The sequence below is a fragment of the Desulfovibrio sp. ZJ369 genome, assembly GCF_011039085.1.
Taxonomy (GTDB): domain Bacteria; phylum Desulfobacterota; class Desulfovibrionia; order Desulfovibrionales; family Desulfovibrionaceae; genus Desulfovibrio.
In genome coordinates this window covers 1-13674 of record NZ_JAAKEI010000020.1, presented here as the reverse complement: position 1 = coordinate 13674, position 13674 = coordinate 1, and the positions used below count along the sequence as shown (strand labels likewise).

At 57.4% G+C, this 13674-nt stretch carries 15 protein-coding genes; 10 read left to right on the top strand and 5 right to left on the bottom strand.

What is annotated here, in order from left to right:
- Window positions 1-66 precede the first annotated feature (66 nt).
- From G7Y51_RS08120 to G7Y51_RS08105, 4 genes are all read left to right on the top strand, one after another.
- On the top strand, window positions 67-2904 hold the full coding sequence (locus tag G7Y51_RS08120) for a tetratricopeptide repeat protein (protein WP_165176333.1): 2838 nt from the start codon (window positions 67-69) through the stop codon (window positions 2902-2904).
- 8 nt (window positions 2905-2912) lie between these two features.
- A complete protein-coding gene (locus tag G7Y51_RS08115; protein WP_165176331.1) occupies window positions 2913-3116 on the top strand; it encodes a hypothetical protein in 204 nt (67 codons plus the stop codon).
- Window positions 3117-3119: 3 nt separating this feature from the next.
- Window positions 3120-4511, top strand: coding sequence for a class I SAM-dependent methyltransferase (locus G7Y51_RS08110; protein WP_165176329.1), 1392 nt, complete (start codon window positions 3120-3122; stop codon window positions 4509-4511).
- A 322-nt stretch (window positions 4512-4833) separates the two neighbouring features.
- Window positions 4834-5526, top strand: a complete 693-nt coding sequence (locus tag G7Y51_RS08105) for a DVU0298 family protein (RefSeq protein ID WP_165176327.1) — start codon at window positions 4834-4836, stop codon at window positions 5524-5526.
- A 160-nt stretch (window positions 5527-5686) separates the two neighbouring features.
- On the opposite strand, the gene proB is transcribed toward G7Y51_RS08105, so the two are convergent.
- From proB to rpmA, 3 genes are all read right to left on the bottom strand, one after another.
- Complete coding sequence (proB, locus tag G7Y51_RS08100; RefSeq protein ID WP_165176325.1) at window positions 5687-6901, bottom strand: glutamate 5-kinase; 1215 nt, start codon at window positions 6899-6901, stop codon at window positions 5687-5689.
- 94 nt (window positions 6902-6995) lie between these two features.
- A complete protein-coding gene (gene obgE / locus G7Y51_RS08095) occupies window positions 6996-8096 on the bottom strand; it encodes a GTPase ObgE (RefSeq protein WP_165176323.1) in 1101 nt (366 codons plus the stop codon).
- Between the two features lie 242 nt (window positions 8097-8338).
- Complete coding sequence (gene rpmA / locus G7Y51_RS08090; RefSeq protein WP_165065995.1) at window positions 8339-8605, bottom strand: 50S ribosomal protein L27; 267 nt, start codon at window positions 8603-8605, stop codon at window positions 8339-8341.
- On the opposite strand from rpmA, the gene G7Y51_RS08085 reads away from it, so the two are divergent.
- Entirely contained in the window at window positions 8604-8900 is a 297-nt protein-coding gene (locus G7Y51_RS08085; protein ID WP_165176321.1) for a hypothetical protein, read from the top strand. The genes rpmA and G7Y51_RS08085 overlap by 2 nt on opposite strands.
- Here the strand turns inward: G7Y51_RS08085 and rplU are convergent.
- Window positions 8890-9198, bottom strand: coding sequence for a 50S ribosomal protein L21 (gene rplU, locus G7Y51_RS08080; RefSeq protein WP_165176319.1), 309 nt, complete (start codon window positions 9196-9198; stop codon window positions 8890-8892). The genes G7Y51_RS08085 and rplU overlap by 11 nt on opposite strands.
- Before the next feature lie 181 nt (window positions 9199-9379).
- On the opposite strand from rplU, the gene rlmD reads away from it, so the two are divergent.
- The 5 genes from rlmD to atpE all read left to right on the top strand — a co-directional run bounded on the left by rlmD (window position 9380) and on the right by atpE (window position 13039).
- The gene (rlmD, locus tag G7Y51_RS08075; RefSeq protein ID WP_165176317.1) at window positions 9380-10879 is read left to right on the top strand and encodes a 23S rRNA (uracil(1939)-C(5))-methyltransferase RlmD; all 1500 of its coding nucleotides are present in this window, start codon (window positions 9380-9382) and stop codon (window positions 10877-10879) included.
- 150 nt (window positions 10880-11029) lie between these two features.
- Window positions 11030-11377: an AtpZ/AtpI family protein gene (locus tag G7Y51_RS08070; RefSeq protein WP_165176315.1), complete on the top strand. Its 348-nt coding sequence runs from the start codon at window positions 11030-11032 to the stop codon at window positions 11375-11377.
- On the top strand, window positions 11343-11792 hold the full coding sequence (locus tag G7Y51_RS08065) for a hypothetical protein (RefSeq protein WP_165176313.1): 450 nt from the start codon (window positions 11343-11345) through the stop codon (window positions 11790-11792). The genes G7Y51_RS08070 and G7Y51_RS08065 overlap by 35 nt, the downstream gene beginning before the upstream one ends.
- 97 nt (window positions 11793-11889) lie before the next feature.
- Window positions 11890-12594 (top strand): F0F1 ATP synthase subunit A, encoded by a 705-nt coding sequence (gene atpB / locus G7Y51_RS08060; protein WP_165065980.1) that lies wholly within the window; start codon window positions 11890-11892, stop codon window positions 12592-12594.
- 121 nt (window positions 12595-12715) lie between these two features.
- Window positions 12716-13039: an ATP synthase F0 subunit C gene (atpE, locus tag G7Y51_RS08055; protein WP_165065977.1), complete on the top strand. Its 324-nt coding sequence runs from the start codon at window positions 12716-12718 to the stop codon at window positions 13037-13039.
- A gap of 122 nt (window positions 13040-13161) precedes the next feature.
- On the opposite strand, the gene tnpA is transcribed toward atpE, so the two are convergent.
- Complete coding sequence (gene tnpA / locus G7Y51_RS08050; protein WP_241160178.1) at window positions 13162-13590, bottom strand: IS200/IS605 family transposase; 429 nt, start codon at window positions 13588-13590, stop codon at window positions 13162-13164.
- Between the last annotated feature and the right edge of the window lie 84 nt (window positions 13591-13674).

Here is a 13674-nt window from a genome sequence, read left to right as displayed (position 1 = left end):
GATTACCTTTGACTTTTTATAAAAGTCAAAGGTGGCATTCAGGCGAAAAACGCGGTTTTCGCCTGAATGTACGCCGCATTGCGGCGGCTGCCGCTTTCGCGTCAGCAGAGCACTTTCAAAGTGAAAATGCTCTATGCCGTAAAGGGGACAATCATGGCGTCTGATCTCTGCTGGCTCAGATCTGATCTGGCCTCTTGCATCCTGTGGTTATTGGTCTGGATCGGTCCACTTCTTTTCTTTTGCGCCAATAATATAGATCGCTTTACCTCCCGCCAGGTCGTCGGATCCCTCCTGCTTTCCATCTGCCTGTCATGCCTGTGCGGCATTGGATCGATACACCTGCCGGACGTTGTCGCTGCGCTGATTGCTGGCCTTGTCTTTTGTATTCTCAGCGAAAAGCTGATCCATCTTTTTGTGCAGCAGAGCCTGATAAAAGCCATTGTTTTTCTGATAACAGGCGCTTTCTTTGCTCTTATCGCGCATTTTTTCGGCTTATGGCCGCTTTGTGCTCTCCTTTTTATTTGCATCTGCTTTTCTTTGGCTGATTTTGTTAAAAATTTGCACAAGCCAAAACATGCGATGCCCATGGTGCAACGGCCAGGAGAAAAGAGCATTGTTGTCATTGATGACAAAGGCAATCCTCTCCCCCGGATGGCAAGCACTCCAAATATTTATCTTTTATTTTTGGAATCTATCCATTCGGCAAAGGCTTTGAAAAAAATCTATGGCATTGATGATGCCGGGCTTGGCGAGTTTCTGCAAAATAAGGGCTTTACGATTTTTTCCCGCTCGCGCAGCAATGAATACGGAACCATCCCATCCTTACATACAGTTTTGAACATGAGCAGCGAAGGCTGGAAGCCCTTGCAGGATGCCCCGCCGGCTTTTCGGTGGCTGAAGGCTTCAGGATACACAATCAACCTTATTGACTGTGCTTTGTATACCTTCGCCCATTATGTGCCGTACTGCGATTCTTTCAATTTCTCCATGCCGCGATGGGTTGAAAAACTCTATATCTGGTTTTTACCGTTTTTTCTCCAGTCATCTTTGCTGACAAGGCTGACCTGTAATATTGATCCTTTTACAGATGAGAGCGATTTTTTCGAAGCACGACATAGCCTCCTGCGCATGATGCAAAGCGAAAGTCACTCTCCGGCGTTTTATATTGTCCGTTTCGGGGCAGAGCATGCGCCGAGACACTATACCTGGAAAGGAAAGAACGCATGGGATAAAGAATATATCACTCTATATTCAAAAGCTGTCCCTCAAATCAAAGAAATTATTGATACTATCCTGACGCGAGATCCTGATGGATGCATCATTGCCATGGGCGATCATGGAGCGGCTTCATGGCAAGGCGTCTGGCGGGGTAAGGAAGACTGCAACGCCAATATGCGTGCTAACGGCGTGGAGCCTTCAGTAGTGAGTGAAGATCTGACGGGGATTTTACTGGCAATGCGGATGCCGGGGAAGAATGCTGTTCCGGATCAGCCAATCACGCCTTCAAATCTCTTTCGATTAGTTTTTGAGTATACTGGCGTCTTGCCAGAGCATCTGCCAGCCATTCCAAGCAATTTCTCATATCTGCATGAACCATTAAACCCTGTAGCCTTTATCCTGGCAAAGAATGCCGAGCCCCTGGACGAATGGGAACTGGATACGCCGGCTGCCAGACTTGCCCGTAAAATAGGAACGGGGTCGGAGCTTTACCTTTCGTCCATTAATGAGCTTCTTGAGGTAGCTGATTATCTGGAGTCATCCGGAAAGTTCAAGGTGTGCCTGAAACTGCTGGAGAGGGGGATGGATTCCTTCCCCCCGTCCGCCAGACTGCATCTGGCGCTCTCCAGACTGTATGTCAGGATGGGAATGGCATCCAAAAGTTTGCCCCTGCTTGAAAAATATATCGATACAGATGAAGAAGCGCTCGGCATGTTCGCAAGATCCCTTGCCCTCACCGGGCATGCTGGACAGGCGTTAAAGATACTTGCCGCGCATCCCCTTTCAAAAAAAATGCCTCCCCGTCAGTTTTTATATTGTAAGGCCGACCTGCTCTGTCTGGATGGCCGGTACGAGGATGCCGCCCTATGCTTCAGGGAGTGTCTCTCATTACCTTCGGGCCGCATCAACGAGCTGATTGGCGATGCCAGGGCTTTGGCGCTTTGCCTTGATTGCCTGGGGCGCACAGATGAAGCCCTTGCTGAACTGGACAGGATTTGCTCAACGGCTGCGGAGCCGGCCGTCTTTTTTCACACTATCTTTTTGCTTGCCGCCGCTCTCGGTATGAGAACGGCAGGGTATCAAGATACAAAGGCTTGTATTCTGAAAGCAGTTGAAACATTGCGAGGATCCTATCCGCTAACTCTGTATCTATGGCAGGCAGGTCTGGAGGAGCAGTGCGGCAATCCGGATCAAGCCCTGAAATACCTGATAACGGCGCGTGATGCCAGACCTCCGGTTCCATTTCTTCTTGCTCAAATAGGTTTGTTTCTCATCCGGAATAAAATTGCTGCCAGTTCTTTGCATGAGGAAAAGAAAGCGGGATACGCCTATCTTCGGATGATGAAAAATGTATTTAGTATTGTTTTTGATAAAGAATTCTATAGTAATAGATATTCATATCTGATTTCCAAAACAGAAATGGATCCTTTAACCCATTATATCCATTATGGAAGACTTTTGGCACTTGATCCAAATCGATTATTTAATCAGGCATTTTACGTTGCTACGCAAAGAGATATATTTTTTTACGGTTATGACCCATTATATCATTTTCTTATATGTCCTTCTTTTGAAAACAGAAATCCATCGAGACAATTTGATATACAAGCGTATATGGCTCGTCATTCTCACATAAACTGGGAAAATACAAATACGATTGTCCATGCGATGCATACAACAACTTAGGGGGGAGTATGGCCGGAAACAAAAATTACCAGTTTCTTATCTTGAGCTTACTTTTTGTGGCTATTCTGATTTTGTCCCCCGACACCGCCCACGCAGGCTATCTTGATCCTGGTTCCGGCAGCACGCTGGTACAGGGCATCATTGCCGCCATAGCCGCAATCAAACGATTTTGGCGGAAGATTATCGGTATTTTCACCAGTAAGAAGGGTTGAGCCATGCTGCGCAATGCCGCTTCGTTCCGCGATCCCTCCGGCCGGGTATACGAAACTGAGACATGTGTCTATCGTACCATTACAGCTGCATATGCCGAAGAGTGGGCGTACCTGAAAAGCTGCGGCCTGCTGGAATCCGCCCTAAAAATCGGCTTGGGATCATTTGAGGAAATTCCTCCGGAAGAGCTCCCGAAGGGCCTGCCATCCGAGGCCGTCCATGTGCTGCGCAGCCCTCGGCTGCCCTTCATTTCCTGGCCGTATGAATGGTGTTTCAGCCAGCTGAAGGCAGCGGCCCTGCTTACCGTGGATTTGCACCTGCTGGCCCTGGAGCATGACTGTATCCTCAAGGATGCTTCAGCCTACAACGTGCAATTCTTTGAAGGCAAACCCCTTTTCATAGATCTGCTTTCCTTTGAGCGCTGGGCTGAGGGCCGGCCCTGGCAGGCCTACGGGCAGTTCTGCCGACATTTTCTGGCTCCGCTCGCGCTCATGTGCAAACTGGATTGCCGCTGCGGCCTTTTGAGCAGCCGATGGATCGATGGCATCCCTCTCGATCTGGCAAATAGCCTGCTTCCCGCAAGCTCGTGGCTTTCTCTGGGGCTTGCCATGCATATCCGCCTGCACGACTCCATGCAGCGCAAGCATGGGGACGGCAGACAGGCAGCCGCCAAAGTCAGGCAAATGCGGATGAGTCTGCAAAAGATGAAGGATGTCGCCCAATCCCTCAAGGATACCGTTCTCTCGCTCAAACTGCCCACACAGCACACGGAGTGGGGGGATTATTACAACGACACCAACTACACCCCGGCGGCGCGGGCTGCCAAGGAAGAAGCCGTCGCTCGCCTGGCTGCCGAACATCCGGGGCGTCTGGCTCTTGATCTGGGCGCCAATACCGGCGAATTCAGCCGCCTGCTTGCTCCGCATTTCGATCTGGTGCTGTCCACAGATTACGATCATACGGCAGTGGAAAAGCACTGGTTGTCGCCGCCCCTCAAAAATGTCTTGCCGCTGGTGCTTGATCTGGCCAACCCCTCACCATCCATAGGGTGGGCCTGTGGGGAGCGTCCTTCCATCATGGAACGCTGTAAGGCGGATATGGTCATGGCCTTGGCTCTGTGCCATCACCTGCGCTTCACCTTTGGTATTCCGTTCACCCAGATGGCGGAATGCTTCCGTTCTTTGCTCCAAAAAGGCGGCTATCTCATGGTGGAGTTCGTTCCAAGGGAAGACAGCCAGGTGCAGCGCCTGCTGGCCGGTCGCGACGATGTGTTTGATGATTACGAGGAAAGCGTATTGCTGGCTGTTTTTCAGGATTGCGGCTTGCAGCATGTGGAGAGTGTGCCCATCGCGGAAAGCGTCCGTACGCTCCATCTGTTTACCTGCAACACATTGTGATTACATGTCATTTACAGTTCAGAGCTGAACAGCTTCGCAGGAAATGCACGCCGTTTTTCATCCCTCCCAAGTGGCAAAACGCCATAGATGAGCTGCGGATACAGCATTTTTCGGCCTAAGCTCACCTATACAGGCTGAATGGATTCAATGGGTTACAGATTGACCCCATTGAATCCAGAAAATAGAGCATTTTTTGATTGAAAATATTCATTTTCAATCACTTCGCTGCCGCATTTTTCTTTGCGCATGCCCCGCTTGCCAGAAGAGAAAAAAACCATAACTATCAGGCAGACGCCGGTACATCCGGCACGGAGGACAAAGCATGGCCCGAATGCGTTTTGCCAAGCAAAAACTCAGACATGCGTTGCAAAGTCCGCAATGGCGGGAACATCTGGACGACATCGCCCAGCGCGGCCTTGAAAACGTGGGCCCGCTCTTTTCCTGCCTGCTTCTGGGGCCGTTAACCATGCATCGCGCCGCGGTGGCTCTGGGCCGGACAACGGCCCTGCTGGCAACGCGGCAGCCCGATGCGGCCCGCAATATCATCCGCCGCCTGATGTGGCATCTCAATGAGGACTCCGGCAACACCGGCTGGGGCATACCCGAAGCTTTCGGTGAAATTCTGGCCGCCAGCGAGCCTCTGGCCAAAGAATATCACCGGGTGCTGGCCTCCTACATCATTGATCTGGGTCGGGATGACAATTATTGCGACAATAATCTGCTGCGGCGCTCCGCATACTGGGCCATCGGCCGTCTGGCCCAGGCCAGGCCTGAGCTCTGCATGGCTGCGCGGCCCTGGCTGCGCAAAGGGCTGGAGGATGAGGATCTGATCTGCCGGGGCATGGCCGCCTGGGCCCTGGCCCAATTGCCGCCGGATCTGATGGACGCGCCGGGGCTGCGCCGTCTGGCAGCGGCCGGGCACGAGGAAACCTGCGAGCTTTTCGATGGAGAAAATCTTTATGAAAAAAGCGTGAGCCAGCTGGCCCTGGAGGCCCTGGAGCATACAGGATCATAGAACATTTTTTGATTGAAAATATCCATTTTCAATCACTTCGCTGCCATCATGCGGTCTGGACGCTCATTCGGCGCGGGCCGCAGGCGCAAGCCTGCCTCGGCTGCTCACGGCGCAGGCCCCGCCCGATGCGGCAGCCTGGGCATTTTGCGCGGAACACGCTTTACACCGCCGCATCCAGAAGCAAATTATCCCTGTGGATCACTTCCGGATAGTGCGCGTCGCCCAGAATGGCCGCCACTTCATGCCGCTTGAGGCCCATGATTTTCCTGAGATCCGCGGCGCTGTAATTGGAAAGGCCCACGCCAAGGCTTCGGCCCGCATGGCTGACCCGCACCAGCGCGCCTTTCTGGAACGTTCCCTCCACCTGCCGCACGCCGCCGGGCAAAAGGCTGCCGCCTTTGCGCAACAGGGCCTGGGCCGCGCCTTCGTCCACAATCACGCTGCCCGCGGGTTCGGACTGATAGGCCAGCCAGAATTTCCGGCGCGGGATGGCATGTTGCGCAGGGCGTACCCAGGTTCCGGGGAGATCCGACGAAGAGCTTTCTTCTGCCGCAACGGCAAAGGCGCGGGCCAGCACATCAGGGGCGCGGCCCGGCAGGATCAGGGTGGGCACGCCGATCTGCGCGGCGCGGCGCGCGGCCAGCAATTTGGAATACATGCCGCCCGTGCCCACGGAGGTCTTGCCCCCGCAAAGCTGATTCAGATCCAGAGCCGCCACGTCGTCAATATGATCCAGCACCGGGGCGTCCGGCTTCCGCTGGGGATCCGCGGCCAGCACACCGGGCGAGGAGGTCAGGTTGACGAAAAGTTCCGCGCCAATGAGATTGACCAGCAGGCTGGCCAGGCAGTCGTTGTCGCCGAACTTGAGCTCGCTCACCGAGACCGTGTCGTTTTCATTGACAATGGGCAGCACGCGCCATTGCAGCAGTTCCGCAAAGGTGTTCCGGGCGTTCAGAAAGCGGGCGCGCGCGCGCAGATCGTCGCGGGTCAGGAGCACCTGGGCCGTGGGCAGGCCGTGGGCGTAAAAAGCCTTGTCCCAGGCCCGCATTAATTGCCCCTGCCCCACGGCGGCCGCGGCCTGGCGGGCCGCCAGGCCCACCGTCTCCACACTTTGCCCGCGCGCGGCCAGAGCGGCGCGTCCGGCGGCCACGGCCCCGGACGAAACCAGCACCAGGCGACGGCCTGCGGGATCATCCCCGCGCCGCTGCAAATCCGCCACCTGCCGGGCAAGGCTGTCCAGCACCTGGGCATTGAGCCCCCTGGAGTCAGCCAGCACAGCACTGCCCACCTTGATGACCACAATCCGGGCCAGGGCAGTCACACGCGCCCGCTCCTGCCGCCAGTCTTCCCGGAATCCGGGTTGCCGCGCTTCCATGCCGCCTCCGCCGAATCCGCGCTTGCGCGCGGGCTGGGAGCCTACAATATTGTTAGAGCGTTTTCACTTTGAAAAGGCTCTGGCCGCCTCTCGCTTATTCGCGGGTATAGATCACTTCGATCTCCGGGAATTCTTCCACGGCTTCCGCTACTGCCTGTGCAGTCCTGATCAGCGGCTCGTGGCGCATACTCTCGTCGCGCAACTTCCAGAGCTCGGCCACCAGAGGTTCCAGGGCCTGCCCTTCGCGTGCCGAAATAAAATAAATCCGGCGTCCGTCAGCTTCCGCGCGGTCCTTCAAGGCCGCAAGCCTTGCCTCGTCCACCAGATCTATTTTATTGATCACTTCAATTTGCCGCCGCTCGGCCAGCTCAGGATCAAAATGCCGCAATTCCTCGTTAACCAGCGTGAAACCGGCCCAGGGGTCGGCGTCGCCCACATCTTCAATGCTCAGAACATGCACCAGAAAGCGCGTCCGTTCCACATGTTTCAGAAAACGGTGCCCCAATCCCTGCCCCTGGTGCGCCCCTTCAATGAGCCCGGGAATATCGGCAATGACCATGCGGCGATCCGGATCGCTTTCATCGATCATCACCCCCAGATTGGGCGTGAGCGTGGTGAAGGGATAGTCCGCAATCTTCGGGCGCGCCGCGGAAAGCTGCGCAATCAATGTTGACTTGCCCGCATTGGGCAGGCCGATCAGTCCGGCATCCGCCAGGATTTTCAGATCCAGGCGCAGGTTGAACTCCTCGCCAGGCTCGCCGGGTTGGGCAAAACGCGGCGCCCGCATGGTGGAGGACTTGAAATGCTCATTGCCTTTGCCGCCTCTGCCGCCGCGCGCCACGAGCACTTCAGCGTCCGGCTCGCTGAGATCCGCCAGCAGGCGTTCGCCTTCCGGCTCCTCCACAAAGACCAGCGTGCCCACAGGCAGATGCAGCACCAGATCGTCGCCTTTTTTGCCGCCGCACTGGCTGCCCTGGCCGGGTCGTCCGTTCTGCGCTTCATACTGGCGTTTCAAACGGAAATCGTAGAGCGAGAGCAGACGACTGTCGGCTTTGAGCAGCACCGAACCGCCGTCGCCGCCGTCGCCGCCGTCCGGGCCGCCGCGGGGCACGAACTTTTCCCGCCGGAAGGACACGCAGCCATGCCCGCCATTCCCGGCTTTGATCCGTATTTTTGCTTCATCCACAAATCTCATAGCAGAGCCTTTGGCCCAAAGGCCAATTCAGGTACATATATTTCGCAACCGGGACGGCGGCCCTGACGCTGTGAAACGGGGCAGTGCCTTCCGCGCCGGGATCCGGCGTTCCTGCCGCAAGCGGCTTGAACGCGACTTTTACAGGCGGAATTGATTCAATTTGCCTGTAAAAACGCAAAAAGGAAAGGGGCCGCGCAACCGCGTCGGCCCCTTCCCTTTTACAAATTCCTGCGGCCGCACTCTCAGGCGGCAGCCTCCACATGCACGCGCGTGAGCACGCGGCGCTTGCGCATATATTTTTCAAAGCGCACCACGCCATCGATCTTGGCGAACAGGGTGAAATCCCTGCCCATGCCGACGCCCGCGCCGGGGTACACGGTGGTGCCCAACTGACGAACCAGAATATTGCCGGCCAGCACGCGCTGACCGCCGAAACGCTTGACGCCGCGCCGCTGCCCTGCGCTGTCGCGGCCGTTGCGCGAAGAGCCGCCTGCTTTCTTGTGAGCCATGATAGCCTCCCTGGGCGCTGATTCTTCCGTTTCCGGGTTCAGCGCAGTGTCTGTAGCAAAAATTTCGCGCACACTGACGAACGAAATTTTTGCAGGATCGTTTGCGAAAAAACGTCCTTCCCGGCGCTGCGGCACTCGGTCGTTTTCGCTCACTCACGACGGCTGCGCCGCCGCAAAACCCTTGGCTTTTTGTCATGCCAGGATGCAAAAATTTGCCGCCTTTGGCGACGCGCCGGACTTCCGCCCGGCGAACGGCGCCCTGTACCTGTATGCCTTACAGGGCACTAACTATTGATGCTTTTGACACGAATGGTGGTACAGTCCTGGCGATGCCCGCGCAACTTGCGCGAGTCATTGCGCCGCCAGCGTTTGAACACCATGATCTTGGGGCCGCGCCCCTGATCCAGCACTTCCGCGGTCACGGCGGCTCCGGCGAGATACGGCGCGCCCACTTTGCAGTCAGCGCCGCCGATCATCAGCACCTTGTCCAGGGTAATCTCGCTGCCTGCCTGGGCCGCGAGTTTTTCCACAACAATTTTGGAACCTTCCTCGACGCGGTACTGTTTGCCGCCGGTCTCGATAATCGCGTACATGCTCAACCTCCAGAAAGAGAAAGGTACATTTGCCCCATGCCCTGAAAAAAGTCAAGCGTCGCGCCGCAAAAATTTTACCATCACGCAAGGGCCCGCCGCGGCCAAAGGTGCCGCGCCCAGGATGCGGCTGCCCCGGAATGGCTCTTGGCAAAGGGCAGCGGCGCTGCTATGCAGAAAAATCATGAATGAGATCCTTACCGTGGCCGTGCAGGCCCTGGCTCACGACGGGCGCGGCGTAGGCCGCCTCGGCAATGGCGACGCGGCCTGCCCGGGCGCACTCTCCGACCCGGCTGCCGGAACCGTTGTTTTCATATCCGGCGGGTTGCCGGGGCAAATCGTGCGCGCGCAAACCGTGCGTCGCAAACCGCGGCTCATTGAGGCGGTTGCGCTGGATATTTTGCGCCCGGCGCCTGACGCCGTGCCGCCGCTTTGCCCGCATCAGCGGATATGCGGGGGCTGCCCGCTGCAGATCATGCCCTACGCCCGGCAACTGGACTGGAAAAGGCAACTGGCGCTGGACGCCCTGACCCGCATCGGCCGGCTGGATCGAGCCATGCTGGAGTCCGTTCTGGAAGCCGTGCATCCTTCGCCCCGGCTGCGGGAATTTCGCAACAAAATGGAATTCGCCTTCGGATCGGATCGGGATGGGCGTCTGATCCTGGGGCTGCGCCGCCGGGGAAGCCTGGAGGCGATACCGGTGCCGGAATGCGTGCTGCTGCCGCCGCCGGCCTGTGAAATCGTCGACGCTGTCCGCGATCTGGCCGCCCGCAGCAATTTTGCGCCCTATGTCCCCCGCCCGGAGCGCGACGAGCGCACAGCAGGGCAGCGCGACCACGGTTTCTGGCGCTTTCTGATCCTGCGGCGCGGTCGCACGGCCGAGAATCCCGCGCCGCGCTGGTGGGCCCTGTGCGTCACCAGTCCGGGCGACAGGGCCCGGCGCGCCGCGGTGCGCGTTCTGGGCAAAAATCTGCTGGCAGCCTTTCCGGCCCTGGCCGCCTTCATTCATGAGGAACGCGGCAGCCGCGAGAACCTGGCGGCGGGCGAGCGGCGCGTGCTGACCCTGGACGATCAGGGCCGCGAGCGGCCGGAAGCGGCGCTGCTCCATCTGCCCCTGGCGGATCGCCTCTTCAGCCTGGACGCAGCTTCTTTCTTCCAGGTCAACACCGGGGCCGCGCAGACCCTGGCCCGGCTGGCCCGGGACATGCTCGCCCCGCACACCCCGCCGGGCGGCGGTCTGCTGGATCTCTACTGCGGCGTGGGCGCGCCGGGTCTTGTTCTGGCGCCGTCTTTCGAGCGCGTGCTGGGTCTGGAATGCGACGCGCGGGCCGTGGCTCTGGCCCGCAGCAACGCCGCAATCATGGGCCTTGCCCACTGTCGCTATCTGGCCGATGACGCCGCGGCTCTGGACCATCGTGCCGGCACGGGCAGCGACCCGATCAGCCGGACCTGGGACACGGCCCTTGTCGATCCGCCGCGAGCCGGGCTCTCGCCCAGGGCCCTGGGCAATTTGCTGCGGCTCGCCCCACGGCGGCTGCTCTATATTTCATGCAACCCCGCCACCCTGGCCAGGGACGCTGTGCGCATTTCCTCTCAATACAGCCTGAAGCGCTTGGCCATAGTGGATTTGTTCCCGCACACCCCGCATCTGGAATGCCTGAGCCTCTGGCAACGTGCCCCGTGAACAAGCGGCCCATGAAAAAGTGCGTGCAAGCCATATATTTCCCTGCAAAGCCGTTGACGCGCCAACGAGGCTGTGATAATTTACACTTGTTGGGGGTTCCGGGTCAGTTGGCCGGAAATGCGCGCCGCCTGACATCACGCGGGGGCGGCAATGTCTTTTAAAGATATCCTCAAACAACAGCAAAGCGGCATGGAAGCCCTGGCCACCACGGGCGTCATCGGCCTGCATCTGGTCAGCGGCCCGCTGGTCGGCTTTGCCATCGGGTACGGCTTGGATTACTGGCTGGGCACGGGCCCTTGGGGCAAGTTGATTTTTCTGGTGATCGGGATTGCCGCGGGCTTTTTGAATGTCTACCGGGATACCCGGCATCTTTTAAAAAAAATGGCTGCCGAGGACGCCCGCCGCAAAGGCCTTGCGGCAGCGGCCGACCCGGCCGCACAGCAGACCAGCGAGACGAGCAGCGATGCGCGCCCTGAAGAGCATGATGCACGGCCTTGATGCCTGGCTTTGGCGGCGGGGCATCGGCCACCCGGTTATCCGGCCTCTGGTGCGCAACGAGATCTTGCTGACAGGTTTTTTTCTGCTGGGCGGGGGCCTTGTCTTCACGCTGACGCCCTGGTTTTTCTGGTTCGGCGTGGGCCTGGGCATTATGACCCTGACGTTCTGGGGCTTGGCGCGCTTTTTTCTGCGCACGGGTCTGGGCGAGTACAGCGCCGCTTTTTTGCGCGTGGTCTTGTTTCACTGGGGCGGCAGGCTGCTGTTTGTGGCCGCGCTGCTCTATGTGGCCCTGATTGTCTGCAAGGCTCCGGCTTCCGCCATTCTGGGCGGCTTGACCGCGAGCGCGGCCACGGCCTTGCTGACGTTCGCCCTGGTTTCGCGCAACGCGCAAGCCACGAGAAACGGGCGAACCTGAAGCGGCAGGCGCCGCACGATTTTCCCACTGAGCATTTTCACTGTGAAAATGCTCCGAAACGACGCTTCGGCTTGTATCCAGACAGGAGGCATGGCTCATGGCAGGTGGTTTGCCGCATCCGGTATTGCTCTCCACATTTATGGACATGGACACAGTCACCATCGGCGGACAGGTGGTGGAATTCAAGCATGTCTTCTATTCCTGGGTCTGCATGGCCATACTCTTTGTGGTGGCTTTGCTGGTGCGTCGGCGTCTGACCCTGGTGCCCGGAGGTTTGCAGAACTTTTTCGAGGCGCTCATTGACACTATTGAACGCTTCGTCTGTTCGACCATGGGCGAAGTGGGGCGCAAGTATGTGCCTTTGCTGGCAGGGATGTTCATCTACATTTTCTGTATGAACCTCATGGGCCTGATTCCCGGCTTTGACGCGCCCACGGCCAATCTGAACACCACGGTCTGCATGGCGCTTTTCGTGCTGGTCTATTATAACGCCGTAGGCCTGATCCGCTGGAAAGCGCACTATATCAACCAGTTCACCGGGCCGTCCAAATTTCTGATACCGCTCATGTTTCCGCTGGAGATCGTCTCGCATCTCTCGCGGCCGGTTTCGCTTTCCCTGCGTCTTTTCGGCAATATCCGGGGCGAGGAAATCGTGATGATTCTCTTTTTCGTCATGGCGCCCCTGCTGGGCACCTTGCCCATCTACGCGCTCTTTCTTCTGGGCAAAACCATGCAGGCTTTTGTGTTCTTTATGCTGACCATGTTTTACATCAAGGGCGCTCTGGAAGGAGCCGAGCATTAATGCCTGCGGAATAGGGCCGGCCGCGCCGCAAATTTTTGCGCGGCTCATGCCGCCCGCTCTGTCGCTTTGTGGGGAATGGTCGCACGCGACCCAACAATAAACCAGTGTAAGGAGTGCTCTCATGCGTAAATTTCTGATGGTCGCCCTGAACACCGTGGCGCTGCTGGGTCTGGCCAGCATGGCTTTTGCCGCCAACCAGCTTGATTCGGCCGCTCTGGGCTATACCTGCCTGGCCGCGGCTCTGGGCATCGGCATTGCGGCTTTCGGCTGCGGCATCGGCATGGGCCTGGGCCTCAAGGGCGCTTGCGAGGGTGTTGCCCGCAACCCCGACGTGAGCGGCAAAATCACCGGCACCATGATCCTGGCCTTCGCCTTCATTGAATCCCTGGCCATTTACGCCCTGGTCATCAGCTTTATTCTGCTCTACGCCAACCCGTACGCGTAGTTTTTTCATTGCGATACAAGGAACCCCCCGGCATAGCCGGGGGGTCTTCATATGCGCCTGTAAGGCTCTCTTGCCAGCAGCGCCCTACCAGGCGCATGTGCGATCTGACATTTGCATTTCTGTTACCTGCGGCCCGTAAACGGGCTTCCCGGATAGGGTAAACTCAACTGATCCCCCTGTTTATCCTGGGCTATTTGACCACAGATATACTCCTGAATCTTCTTGGTATTCTTACCCACTGTGTCCACATAATAGCCGCGGCACCAAAATTCGCGATTGCGATATTTGAACTTGAGGTCGCCAAATTGCTCATAAATCATCAAGCTACTCTTCCCTTTCAGGTAGCCCACAAAACTTGATACACTCATTTTTGGCGGAATCTCAAGCAACATATGAATATTGTCAGGACAACATTCTGCTTCAACAATGTGCACTGCCTTCCACTCACAAAGTTTTCGCAGAATCTCTCCTATTGCCCGCTTCTTTTCTCCATAAAATACCTGACGGCGGTGAAATTTGCATCTGAAGAAATCCGAACCAAGGCTGTTCATGCGTATCTTGATGGAAAAGCAACAGCCAGGCAATTGGCAGATATTTTAGGTTATACCCCGGCTAGCATCTGCAATTGGGTCAGA

Coding starts and splice junctions, on each gene's coding strand:
- G7Y51_RS08120 (WP_165176333.1), top strand. CDS start 67: ATGTACGCCGCATTGCGGCGGCTGCCGCTTTCGCGTCAGCAGAGCACT.
- G7Y51_RS08115 (WP_165176331.1), top strand. CDS start 2,913: ATGGCCGGAAACAAAAATTACCAGTTTCTTATCTTGAGCTTACTTTTT.
- G7Y51_RS08110 (WP_165176329.1), top strand. CDS start 3,120: ATGCTGCGCAATGCCGCTTCGTTCCGCGATCCCTCCGGCCGGGTATAC.
- G7Y51_RS08105 (WP_165176327.1), top strand. CDS start 4,834: ATGGCCCGAATGCGTTTTGCCAAGCAAAAACTCAGACATGCGTTGCAA.
- proB (WP_165176325.1), bottom strand. CDS start 6,901: ATGGAAGCGCGGCAACCCGGATTCCGGGAAGACTGGCGGCAGGAGCGG.
- obgE (WP_165176323.1), bottom strand. CDS start 8,096: ATGAGATTTGTGGATGAAGCAAAAATACGGATCAAAGCCGGGAATGGC.
- G7Y51_RS08085 (WP_165176321.1), top strand. CDS start 8,604: ATGATAGCCTCCCTGGGCGCTGATTCTTCCGTTTCCGGGTTCAGCGCA.
- rpmA (WP_165065995.1), bottom strand. CDS start 8,605: ATGGCTCACAAGAAAGCAGGCGGCTCTTCGCGCAACGGCCGCGACAGC.
- rplU (WP_165176319.1), bottom strand. CDS start 9,198: ATGTACGCGATTATCGAGACCGGCGGCAAACAGTACCGCGTCGAGGAA.
- rlmD (WP_165176317.1), top strand. CDS start 9,380: ATGAATGAGATCCTTACCGTGGCCGTGCAGGCCCTGGCTCACGACGGG.
- G7Y51_RS08070 (WP_165176315.1), top strand. CDS start 11,030: ATGTCTTTTAAAGATATCCTCAAACAACAGCAAAGCGGCATGGAAGCC.
- G7Y51_RS08065 (WP_165176313.1), top strand. CDS start 11,343: ATGCGCGCCCTGAAGAGCATGATGCACGGCCTTGATGCCTGGCTTTGG.
- atpB (WP_165065980.1), top strand. CDS start 11,890: ATGGCAGGTGGTTTGCCGCATCCGGTATTGCTCTCCACATTTATGGAC.
- atpE (WP_165065977.1), top strand. CDS start 12,716: ATGCGTAAATTTCTGATGGTCGCCCTGAACACCGTGGCGCTGCTGGGT.
- tnpA (WP_241160178.1), bottom strand. CDS start 13,590: ATGAACAGCCTTGGTTCGGATTTCTTCAGATGCAAATTTCACCGCCGT.